The sequence below is a fragment of the Chryseobacterium sp. S0630 genome (assembly GCF_024158915.1).
Taxonomy (GTDB): Bacteria; Bacteroidota; Bacteroidia; order Flavobacteriales; family Weeksellaceae; genus Chryseobacterium.
In genome coordinates, this window is record NZ_JAMZGF010000096.1 from 1 (window position 1) to 12,306 (window position 12,306).

9 protein-coding genes and 1 pseudogene are annotated in these 12,306 nt (G+C 36.1%); 8 read left to right on the forward strand and 2 right to left on the reverse strand.

Translation table 11 applies throughout. The features are described from left to right. Window positions 1-261 precede the first annotated feature (261 nt). Both NK356_RS23455 and NK356_RS23460 read right to left on the reverse strand, forming a co-directional pair. Window positions 262-567: a DUF493 family protein gene (locus NK356_RS23455; RefSeq protein WP_034699649.1), complete on the reverse strand. Its 306-nt coding sequence runs from the start codon at window positions 565-567 to the stop codon at window positions 262-264. Window positions 568-607: 40 nt separating this feature from the next. Beyond that, the gene (locus NK356_RS23460; protein WP_034699651.1) at window positions 608-1,279 is read right to left on the reverse strand and encodes a DUF4197 family protein; all 672 of its coding nucleotides are present in this window, start codon (window positions 1,277-1,279) and stop codon (window positions 608-610) included. A 365-nt stretch (window positions 1,280-1,644) separates the two neighbouring features. Between NK356_RS23460 and NK356_RS23465 the strand changes: the two genes are divergently transcribed. From NK356_RS23465 to NK356_RS23500, 8 genes and pseudogenes are all read left to right on the forward strand, one after another. Next, entirely contained in the window at window positions 1,645-4,467 is a 2,823-nt protein-coding gene (locus tag NK356_RS23465) for a SusC/RagA family TonB-linked outer membrane protein (RefSeq protein ID WP_034699654.1), read from the forward strand. 11 nt (window positions 4,468-4,478) lie between these two features. Beyond that, a complete protein-coding gene (locus NK356_RS23470) occupies window positions 4,479-5,903 on the forward strand; it encodes a RagB/SusD family nutrient uptake outer membrane protein (RefSeq protein WP_034699657.1) in 1,425 nt (474 codons plus the stop codon). A 75-nt stretch (window positions 5,904-5,978) separates the two neighbouring features. Beyond that, complete coding sequence (locus NK356_RS23475; protein ID WP_253318191.1) at window positions 5,979-7,370, forward strand: glucoamylase family protein; 1,392 nt, start codon at window positions 5,979-5,981, stop codon at window positions 7,368-7,370. An 87-nt stretch (window positions 7,371-7,457) separates the two neighbouring features. Next, window positions 7,458-8,165: a prolyl oligopeptidase family serine peptidase gene (locus tag NK356_RS23480; protein ID WP_034699660.1), complete on the forward strand. Its 708-nt coding sequence runs from the start codon at window positions 7,458-7,460 to the stop codon at window positions 8,163-8,165. Between the two features lie 82 nt (window positions 8,166-8,247). Continuing rightward, window positions 8,248-10,575, forward strand: a complete 2,328-nt coding sequence (gene bglX / locus NK356_RS23485) for a beta-glucosidase BglX (protein WP_253318192.1) — start codon at window positions 8,248-8,250, stop codon at window positions 10,573-10,575. Window positions 10,576-10,667: 92 nt separating this feature from the next. Next, window positions 10,668-11,066 carry a hypothetical protein gene (locus NK356_RS23490; RefSeq protein ID WP_034699664.1) on the forward strand — a complete coding sequence of 133 codons (399 nt, stop codon included), beginning with the start codon at window positions 10,668-10,670 and terminating at the stop codon, window positions 11,064-11,066. Window positions 11,067-11,185: 119 nt separating this feature from the next. After that, a complete protein-coding gene (locus NK356_RS23495) occupies window positions 11,186-11,596 on the forward strand; it encodes a hypothetical protein (RefSeq protein WP_253318193.1) in 411 nt (136 codons plus the stop codon). A gap of 270 nt (window positions 11,597-11,866) precedes the next feature. After that, a pseudogene (locus tag NK356_RS23500) lies at window positions 11,867-12,306 on the forward strand (T9SS C-terminal target domain-containing protein); the annotation flags it as partial.

Below are 12,306 nucleotides of genomic sequence, written 5' to 3' on the forward strand. Positions count from 1 at the left end.
AAAGCAACGCTAAATTTTTCTTTTTTATACATAAAAAATGCCCCTAAAAAGTGTCTAACTTTTTGGGGGCAGTCCAAAATGGGGCGGACTTTTTTGTTGACTAGGAAAGTAGTGAGAATAAAAATAGGTGTTTTTTAGGTAAAGAATATAATTTACATATTATGGCTTGTAAGTATTAATCTGTATGGAATAAAGAATAAAATTTGAAGAGTATTAGTGCATTAAAAAACCGCTTCATAATGATGAAACGGCCTTTGTTTTTTACAATAGAATAACGCCTTCTATTTTTGCTACTTCTTTATAAATATTCACTACCTGATTGGCATCCAAAACAAATGCATTGATATTGCAGGCTGTGTATTTTCCATTTTTGCTTTCGCGGTTTCCCAGTGTAAATTTAATACCATCAAAAACTCTGTAAATTTCAGTAAGTTTTGCCTGGTCTGTAGGAATAATAAATTTAAATAAATAATCCTCCGGAAAATCATGATGATCTTCCAGTTTCTCCTTCAAAGACTGATAAAAATCTTCAGGACTTGCGTGTTGATTTCCTTGTAATATATCCATCTGCAATTGTTAATATAATATAAATATAACGAAAAATTTCCTATTTTCCAAATGGTCCCAGCAGAGACTTGGAGTTCTGGTGTTCATAATCTTCTATGATATTGAATAACCCATTTACCAGCTGCTCGGAAGCCAGTTTACTCAATCCTCCGGAATTAACAGTATTGTTATTTCCCCCTAAAAGACTGCCCAGAAAATTACTTCCTGACAGAGCTGTATTGATGGTTTTTACAATTCCGTATTCATTCAGTTTTTCATCTACTTTAGGAGCAATGGCTGCAATCAGCTGTTGAGATGTTTTTTCCTTCAGAATCTGGGTTGCGGTCGTTCCCTGCATAATTCTGGTTACATCCTGAGCATTCAGGCTGTTTACAGCATCCTGCAAAATAGGTTTTGAGGTATTCACCGTATAAGCTGCTGCCTGTGCGATATAATCTCTTTCTTTGGCCACCAGCGAAGGAGCAATTTTCTCCAGCGTAGAATTGATATCTCTCAACTCTTTAGGAAGCGCTTTGTCTACCATATTATTCTGCAGAAACGCTTCTTTGTTTCCGTAGATACCCATTCCTTTATCAATACCATTGAGCAGAATCCTTTTTATAATGGAAAGCCCCATGTCGGACGTGGCCAATGATGTGCAGGATTGTACACTGGTGGTAATAACAGCACCTGTTCCGATGATAAGAGTGGCTGCAATGATATACTTTTTCATTGATCTTTTTATTATTTGCTTTATAAATGCTTTTCTCAAAAACTGCACCAAAGGTAATTACTATTCTGTATTTAACAAAATATTAAATTGAGCGTTTGATTTGGTGAATTTTTTGGACAAAAATGTTAATTTAACATTAATGAAATAGTGGTAAATTGATAATTATTTTGAATATAAAGTTGTAAAAATTTAATAGATGTTAATTATATTATAATAAAATGAGATAGTGGTTAAATTTTTAAGATAATTTAACGTTGTTCGATATTTTTTATATTTTTGAATAATGTCTTTTTTTGAGATTTTAAATAACTCCACTATTTAGAGACAGAAATGAATTTGATTTATTTGAATAAAATTGAAACTATATGAAACAAAGTAATTTAAAGTATTCATGTCTCATTGCTGTTCTGTACTTCGGTATGAACGTCGATGCTCAGACTACTCCAAAAGATACTGCTGTTAAAGAGCAGAAGATCGAGGAAGTAGTTTTGATCGGATATGGATCTCAGAAAAAAGAAAACGTTACGGGAAGTATTGGAATGGTTTCTGCAAAGGATCTTGCTGATAAACCGAATTCAAACCCTATGAGTTCAGTTCAGGGAAAAATTGCAGGTGTAAATATTACAAATGCAGGAGCTCCTGGAAGCTCACCGAGGGTTGATATTCGAGGTATTGGATCATTAACAGGACAAACGGTATTTATTGTTGACGGAACAATTACGGATGATATATCTTTCCTTAATCCTCAGGATATTGAATCAATGAGTGTTTTGAAAGATCCTTCCAGTTTAGCAATTTTTGGTGCGAGAGCATCTAATGGAGCTGTAATTATCAAGACAAAAACGGGAAGAGGTAAGAAACCTGTTTTTAGCCTTAATTCTTATTTAGGAATTAAAACAGTTACCAATGTTCCGGAAATGGCAAATGCTGACCAGTACATTGAACTATATAACGAAAAACTAAGAAATGAAGGAAATACTGATCCTACAAAATTTTTAAGCAGAGCCAATTATCCTGCAGATACAAAATGGTTCGACGAGATTTTTAGAACCAGTATCATTAATGCAAACGATTTCTCAGCTTCAGGAAGTATTGGGAAATTAAATTATTATGGAAGTATTGGAAACCTACAGGATGAAGGAAATCTAGCTGCCGGAAGAGGAATAAACTCCGGAAGTGGTTTTAACAGAATGAATACCAAGTTAAATTTATCATATAAAATAACGGATAATCTTACCATTGGTAATAATTTTACCTTCTCAAAAATTCGTAGTGATGTAGCTCAGAATCCTTTATTGGATGCTTATTCAGCTCCTCCTATCTTTTCTGTGATGAATCCTTCAACTGGTGATTATCAATTTTTTAATGGATACTCAATACCAAACCCAAGAGCGAAACTGGATATGTTCCGTTCTCAGATAAGGGAAGAAAGACTTTTGAATAATGTTTTTGCAGAATATAAATTTTTAAAAGATTTTACTGTAAGAGTTAGTTATACAACAGACAATACCAATAGAAATAAATACGAATATACACCAAGGCTTAACTATGTTCCGGTATCAGACCAAAAAGATCCGGTTTTAGTAACAAGGGATTCCAGAAACAGAAATTATGTTTGGGATAATACCTTGACTTGGAAGAAAAATTTCGGAAATCATAATCTTGAAATTTTAGGAGGTTTCTCAAGAACGAGAAATTCTTACTCTGAAACATATGCTTCTGCTCAGAAAGTCTATTATGACGGGACAAATGAATCTTTAAATATACAGAATGGTACTGATGTGGTAATTTACACTGATGACAGACCTAAGCTGGATCTTAATCAGGACCAATATCGTATAGAATCACTTTTTGCGAGATTAAATTACGATTATAAAGGGAAATATCTTTTGAATGCTTCTGTTCGTAGAGATGGATCTTCTCAGATTTCTACTGATAGATTTAAAATATTCCCGGCAGTAAGTGCAGGTTGGGTAATTACAAAAGAGGATTTTATGAGTGGGCAGAACTTGTTTAATCTTTTAAAACTTAGAGCAAGTTATGGTAAGCTGGGAAATCCTAATGTAAAAAGAAAGTTTACCCTTAACAGAACTATCATTGATGGAGGAGCATATTATGGAAATAATGGCTATCCGGCAGCAACAATCGACCAGATTATTGATCCATCTATCGGATGGGAAACAACCTCGGGAGGAGATGTAGGATTGGAAATGGCATTATTTAACAACAAATTAAAAATTGATGCTAACTATTTCAATAAAGACTCAAAAGATGTTGTTTATGGAATATTCCAGGGTACTGTTTCCGGAGCAAGTAACTGGAGAGACTATGTAACCAATGCTTACTCTTTTAATAATAAAGGATTTGAAGTTGCTGTAAATTATAATACAAAGATTAATGACAATATTACTTTAGGAATTTATGGTAACTATACAGGGTTAAAAAATAAAATTACTTCAGTATATGGTGGATCTTATTTGGAAGCAGGAGCTAGTTTATTCGGAAATTCTGTTATCAGATTACAGGAAGGGCAGGCTGTTGGGTCTTATTATGGATACCAGGTTGTAGGAGTATTTCAGACTGCTGATGAAGTGGCAGCTTCAGCTACACAGAATGGAGCAAAACCAGGAGCATTTAAATTTGCCGATTTAGATGGAAATGGTATCATTGATACGAGAGATAAAACATTTCTGGGAAGTCCTATTCCAAAAGGATCTTACGGGTTTGGAGTTAATATGAATATTTATGATTTTGATTTTGCTATTGATTTCCAGGGAGTATTCGGTAATAAGATTTACAACTATAACCGTGAACAGCGTTATGGAAATGAAAACTGGGATTTAGATTTCTACAATAACAGATGGCATGGTGCAGGTACATCAAATTCTTACTCTATGGTTACAAATGACCAGGCGGTTATTTTGCCAAGCAGTTTTTATGTAGAGGATGGAAGCTATATCAGAATTAGAAATATCCAGGTTGGATATAATTTACCAAAAACATTTGCAAAATCTTTGTCTATTACTAAATTAAGATTATACGTAAGTGCTCAGAATCCATGGACAAGCTTTAAATATAATGGCTTCTCTCCTGAGATCTTAAATTCGGATAGAGTACAAATGGGAGTAGATCAGAACATTTACCCTATTTCTGCAATCTACACATTTGGTATGAATTTAACGTTTTAATTAGAAAAGTAATGAAAAAAATATTTTTATCAATTGCAATGGTTTCTCTTTTTACCAGTTGCAATAATTATCTAGATATTAAAGAGGAAGGAGAAGTAGAAGCTACATCATTTTTCCAGACTCAGGATGATGCCATGCAGGCAACTAATGCTGTTTATAACTTTTTAAGAAGCTGGGAAAATTCAGCATTTCCTTACCAGTTTATTTATGGTGTTCCGGCAGATGATGTTGTAAAAGGATCCAACCCGGGAGATGCATCTTTTATCAATGTGTATGATAACTTTACATTTACGATAAGTGATGATGGAGTAAGAAGTTATTGGATTGGCCAGTGGCAGGCTATAAACAGAGCGAATCAGGTTATTACTAACGTTCCAAAGATCAATATGGACTCCACGCTGAAAAACAGACTTGTTGCAGAAGCAAAAATGTTGAGAGCCTATTTTTATTTTAATTTAGTAAGAATTTATGGAGGTGTCCCAATATTTGATGGAGTACAGACCAATTACAATATCCCAAGGAATTCTGTAAACGAGGTTTACAATTTTATTATATCTGATCTTACCAGTGCCGCAGAAATTTTACCTCAAACTTATCCTGCTACAGATTTGGGAAGAGTTACTAAAGGTGCTGCGTTAGGATTATTGTCTAAAGTTTATCTTTACAAGAAAGACTGGCAAAAGGCTTATGATACTTCAAACCAACTAATAGGAATGGGGTATGATTTAGAGTCAGACTTCAATCGTGTATTCAGAATCGCTGGAGAATTTGGAAAAGAATCCGTATTTGAAGTGAATTGTGATTGTGCGCCTCAGCTTAATCCGAATGCAGGGAGTCAGTATGCAGAAGTTCAGGGGGTAAGAAACCAATTCGGATGGGGATTCTTCACACCTTCTCAGGCATTGGAAAATGCATTTGAACCAGGAGACATCAGAAAAGAGCTTACTATTCTTAGAAATGGCGAGACTACTCCGGAAGGGGATCTGATTGCAATGGGAGATCCAAATTCTGTTACAACATATAACCAAAAAGTATATCTTCCAAAAGCTTTAAACAATAGCGCTTGTGCTTACGGATCAAAACAGAATATCAGAATTTTAAGATTTGCTGAAATTCTTTTAATCAATGCAGAAGCAGCTAACGAACTAGGCAATACAGCTACAGCGACTACAAACCTTAATAAAGTAAGAACCAGGGCTCAATTGGCAGGAACTACAGCTACAACGCAGACTGGATTGAGAGCAGCAATCTGGCATGAAAGAAGAGTAGAGCTTGCTTTGGAAGGAGATCGTTTCGTAGATCTTGTAAGAACTGGGGAGGCTGCTACCGTACTGGCTCCTTACGGATTCAAAGCCGGAAAGAATGAATTATTCCCGATTCCTTTGGATGCAATGAACCAAAGTAATGGTGCCTTTGTTCAAAACCCAGGCTATTAAAATAAACCATAAACATTAGAGGAGAATGAAAGTTCTCCTCTTCTTTTAGTAATAAACCCTATAAAAAGAGATCTCATGAAAAGGAACGTATTATCAATGGCTATCACCTCTTTATTCTTTGTGTATTCCTGTAAAAATGCTCCCGTTGCCAAATTGGAAGCTGGAAAAACTGAAGCGGTAAAAAATAATATCACAGATGAACAACTGATGGACAGAGTACAGAAAGATGCTTTAAAGTACTTCTGGGATTACGCAGAACCCAACTCCATGCTGGAAAGAGAACGTTACCATGAAGATAATATCTATCCGGATAACGATAAACACGTGATCACTACAGGAGGCTCAGGATTTGGGTTGGCAACTATTCTGGTAGGCGTAGAAAGAGGATTTGTTCCAAGGAAAGAAGCAGTGAAAAGACTTACTCATATCATGGATTTTCTGGCAAAAGCAGACCGTCACAAAGGAGCATGGTCACATTGGATCAACGGGGAAACCGGAAAAACGGTTCCTTTTGGAAAAAAAGATAATGGCGGAGATCTTGTAGAAACAGCATTCCTTACCTCAGGAATATTGATGATCCGGGAGTATTTTAAAAACGGAAATGCGGAAGAAAAAGCCCTTGCAGCAAAATGTGATGAGCTATGGAAAGGAATCCAATGGAACTGGTATACAAAAGGAGGTCAGAAAGTACTTTACTGGCACTGGTCACCAGATTATCAATGGGAAATGAATTTTCCTCTGGAAGGATATAACGAATGTCTGATCACTTATATTTTAGCCGCATCTTCACCTACTTATTCCATTGATGCCGAAACCTATTATAAAGGCTGGACCAGAAATGGAACTTACCTTACAGACAAAACAAAATACGGATTACCTCTGTACGTAAAACACAACTATGCCGAAGAATATGGCGGACCGCTTTTCTGGGCACAATATTCATATATCGGGCTTGATCCGACAGGATTATCCGATAAACTTGTCAAAAATTATTTTGACATTAATAAAAATCAAACCCTCATCGATTACAAATACTGTGTTGAAAATCCAAAACAATGGAAAGGTTACGGGCCAAACTATTGGGGACTTACAGCAGGTTATACCAGAAATGAGGATGGAAGCACAGGCTATACCGCTCATATGCCAGGCAACGATAATGGAGTCATCACTCCTACAGCTGCATTGAGTAGCTTCCCATACACCCCTAAAGAATCAATGGCTTTTCTGAGATTCATGTATACTCAAAAACCTGAATTTATAGGATCTGCGGGACCTTACGATGCCACTTCTATTAATTATAACAATTGGTTTACCCCAAGATATCTGGCCATAGATCAGGGAACTATAGCACCCATGATTGAAAACTACAGATCAGGATTTCTTTGGAAGCTGTTTATGAATGCTCCTGAAATTCAGCAGGGATTAAAAAAACTAAGTTTCCAGTCAGCCAAATATGGAATAAAATAATTCAATAGAAACGGATTATTATCCTGAGCATAGTCGAAGGGAGTCCGTTTAAATAAAAAATATTTTAGCCAAAACCTCAATAACAATATGAAACTAAAACTGAAACATATCCCTCTTTTACTACTGCCACTTTCATTACCAATGAATGCGCAGGAGATAAAAGCGGAACTCAATAAAGAAATTAAAAGACAGGAAAAAATATCCTATATTCTGGATTATCCTAAGAATACGAAAGGGAATGTTCCTTTGATTATTTTTTTACATGGCTCCGGAGAGCGTGGGACTAATCTTGATTTAGTAAAAGCTCACAGTCCGTTTACCTATAAAAATCTGATCAAAGAACCTGTAGCGATTCTTGCACCACAATGCCCGGAAGGAACATGGTGGGATACTGTTACCGTCTATAATCTGATCAAAGAAATTCAGAAGAAATATAAAATTGATGCTTCCCGCATTTATCTTACAGGACTTTCCATGGGAGGCTGGGGAACCTTGAAACTAGCCATGGAACATCCGGAAATGTTTGCTGCAGTGGCTTCAGTGTGTGCACCGACAGATCAGGTAATGACCGCCAATATTCATCAGTTTAAAGATCTGAATATGAAAATATTTCATGGTGGGATGGACGATATTGTATTGCCTGCCAATGCTTTTAATTTTTATCAAAAGCTGCACCCTGTAAATCCAACGGCAGAATTGGTTATCTTCCCGAATGATAATCATAATTCATGGGATTCTACCTATTCAAACCCTGCTTTGTATGAATGGATGCTGTCTAAAAAGAAAGAAAAATAACCCCAAAATACACAATGATTGAAAGATAAACTCATCGAATTAAAGTAAAAAAATATAAACAATAATTTAAGAAGATAGATTTATGAAAAAGTTAATTGTAATCGCCACGTTAGCATTAGCTCCTGTATTTTCCGCTCAGGAAATGATAACGAAGCCTGTTCAGTCTTATCAGACGGCTCAGTATCAGGCTAAAAAGAAAGCTTTTGTAGATAATCTTTTGTCTAAAATGACATTGGATGAAAAGATTGGGCAGATGAACCTTCCGACTTCCGGAGATTTTACTACCGGACAGGCACAGAGTTCTGATATCGGAAAGAAAGTAGAACAGGGGTTAGTAGGAGGATTATTCAATATAAAAGGAGCAGATAAGATCAAAGCTGTTCAGAAAGTAGCTGTAGAAAAAAGCCGTCTGAAAATTCCAATGATTTTTGGGATGGATGTGATCCACGGGTATGAAACTACTTTCCCGATTCCTTTAGGGTTGGCTGCTTCATGGGATATGAACCTTATCCAGCAGTCAGCAAAAGTAGCTGCCAGAGAAGCTGCTTCTGACGGGATCAACTGGACATTCTCTCCAATGGTAGATATTTCCCGTGAGCCAAGATGGGGTAGAGTATCAGAAGGTTCTGGCGAAGATCCTTATTTGGGAAGTGAAATTTCTAAAAATATGGTGTATGGTTATCAGGGGAAAGACCTTGCGAATGGAACCAATATCTTAGCATGCGTAAAGCATTTCGCACTATATGGAGCAGGTGAATCCGGAAGAGATTACAATACCGTTGACATGAGCCATGTAAGAATGTTTAATGAATACTTTCCTCCTTACAAAGCCGCAGTAGATGCTGGTGTAGCTTCGGTAATGGCTTCTTTCAATGAAGTGGATGGTGTGCCTGCAACAGGAAACAGATGGCTTCAGACTGAAGTTTTAAGAAACCAATGGAAGTTTAAAGGATTTGTAGTAACAGACTATACCGGTATCAATGAAATGGTAGATCATGGTATGGGAGATCTTCAGCAGGTTTCTGCTTTGGCTTTAAAAGCTGGAGTTGATATGGATATGGTGGGAGAAGGTTTTTTAACAACTTTAAAAAAATCTCTGGCAGAAGGAAAAGTGACACAGGCTGAAATTGATATGGCAGCAAGAAGAATTCTTGAAGCAAAATATGATCTTGGTTTATTTGATAATCCGTACAAGCACGGAGATGCAAAATTGGCAGCAAAAGAAGTCTATAATATGGAAAACCGTAATATAGCAAGGAATACGGCTGCTCAATCCATGGTGTTATTGAAAAATGACAATCAGGTATTGCCTTTAAAAAAATCAGGAACAGTGGCTGTCATTGGACCATTGGTGAATAACTCAATGAATATGGCCGGAACATGGAGTGTTGCTACAAAACACGCAGCTTCAGTTTCTTTGATGCAAGGGTTACAGTCAAACTACGGAAAAGAAGTTAAGTTTTTATCAGCAAAAGGAGCCAATATAGACTATGATGCTAAATTAGAAGAAATTTATGCAGCTCACGGTAAAAAAACAGACAGAGACAACCGTTCCAAAGAAGAATTGTTAAAAGAAGCGGTAGATGTTGCCAGCAAAGCAGATGTGATTGTTCTGGCTATCGGAGAATCTGCTGAAATGAGTGGAGAATCTTCTTCGAGAACAGAAATTACTATTCCTCAGTCTCAGGTTGACTTACTGAACGAATTAAAGAAAACCGGAAAGCCAATCGCTATGGTTCTTTTCACAGGGCGTCCGTTAGCTTTAACCAATGTAAAAGATACTCCGGATTCTATCTTGAACGCCTGGTTTGCAGGATCTGAAGCTGGTAATGCCATTGCCGATGTTCTGTTCGGAAAAGTAAACCCGTCCGGAAAACTTCCGATGACTTTCCCAAGAAGCCTTGGACAAGTACCCATCTATTATAATGCTAAAAATACAGGCCGCCCGCTAAGCCAGGAAAAAGTAGACAAATGTACTTATGAAAGATTCCGTTCAAACTATATGGACGAGTGTAATACACCTTTATATGCTTTCGGATACGGATTAAGCTACACGAAATTCAATTATTCGGATATGACAGTTTCCAATACTACAGCGAAAGGTAATCAAACAGTTCAGGCAAGTGTTACAGTAACCAATGCAGGAAACTATGACGGCGCTGAGGTTGTTCAGTTGTATATCAGAGACATGGTGGGAAGTATCACAAGACCAGTAAAAGAATTGAAAGGCTTCCAGAAAGTATTTTTGAAAAAAGGAGAATCTAAAAAAATAACTTTCGATATCACTCCTGAAAATCTGAAATTCTATAACGGAGATTTGAAATATGACTGGGAATCAGGTGAATTTGATATTATGGTCGGAACCAGCTCTGATAATGTTCAGCATTCAAAGATTAACTGGACTAAGTAATATCTGCAAAAGTAACTCACCGGAGTGTGTTATGATGTTTTTTTGGCACGGTTTTTAATAATAACTCGGGTAATTATTATATACGAATCGACATGAAAAAAACAATTTTATTAAGCACAATGTTCCTGGGTTCTTTAGTATTTGCACAAAAAGAAGCAATAAAAGGTGGAGACAGAGATGCACACGGATGTATTGGTTCAGCAGGATATACTTATTCTCAAATTAAGAAAGACTGTGTAAGAACTTTCGAACAGAAAATTAAGTTAACAGAAGTAGCTCCGAAAGACAGCTATACTTCAATAGCTGCAGTTATTTTCAGTAAAGACATGAAAAAAGCTGAGGTTTTCATTAAAGATGCTGATACAGGAAGTATTATCCTTACCAGAGCGGGACGAAGAGCCAAAGCATGGAAAAAGGATGGTTATGTGTTGGTTCCTTACAAAAAGAATGGATATCAGCTTAAAAAAGATAATATCGTGATCTATCAGTAAAATCCGATTTAAAAAAAGAAACCACTCGTGAGAGTGGTTTTTTTTGTACCTTAGAGAAATTAATTAATATCACATTTTTGGGATATTTTTTAATCCATCAGAAAACAAAAATTTTACATATGAAAAAAATAATTTTACTCAGTGCCATGTTCCTTGGTTCATTCGTTTTTGCACAAAAAAGTACTCCTGTTCTCGGAGGCGACAGAGATGTTCACGGTTGTATTGGTTCCGCAGGATATACTTATTCACAATTAAGAAATAATTGTATACAAACTTTCAATCAGAAAATAAAGCTCAAAGAAGTAAACTCAGATAAAAGCTATACTTCAATGACGGCAGTTATCTTTACTAAAAATCTGAAAAAGGCTGAAATTTTCATTCCGGACGGAAATGCCAAAAGTATCATTCTGGATAAAGAAGGAAAAGAGAAAGTCTGGAAAAGCGGATCTCATATTAAAGACAGCTATGTTCTGACTCCTTACAAAAAAAGCTACCAGATCAAGAAAAATGATGTTGTCATCTATCAATAAGATCAAACTTTAAAAATATATAGCCACTCGGAAGAGTGGTTTTTTTGTGTGTGAAATCAATGAATTCAATTTGATTTTAATACGACAGGTTTTGTCTTCATACAGAGATAATTTTCATCAGAATAAGATGAATTGCAATGTGTTATAAAGGGAATTTAATTATTAATAGTATGATTTATAGTATATTGAATTAAAGCAGTTTTCGTGTTTTAAAAAGAATTAAATTCGTATAGTTTTTATAATTAATTACTACTCAAAAACAACACAAGGATGAAAAAAATATCTCTCGGTGCATTTACTTTATGCACGGTCCTGGGTATCTCTGCCCAGGAAGTGGTATGGCAGAAAGACATCCAATCCTCTACCCAGGATTTTCTAAGCCAGATCACCACAACTATTGATCAGCAGTATTTGATCACAGGAAGTTCTATTCAAAGCAATAAGCAACAGGCTGCAGGCAGTAAGCAAAATAACGGTTACGATTTTCATTTTATTAAACTTGACCAGCAAGGGAATGAGATCTTTGAGAAATATTTCTCAGGACAGAACCATGATTATCTGTCGGCTACTGTTACCACACAGGATGGAGGTTTTTTACTAGCGGGAACCTCTTATTCAGGAAAAGGATTAGATAAAAAAGAGGATTCCAAAGGAGGTTCCGATATCTGGCTGATCAGAATCAATGAATTTGGTGATGAATTGTGGCAGAA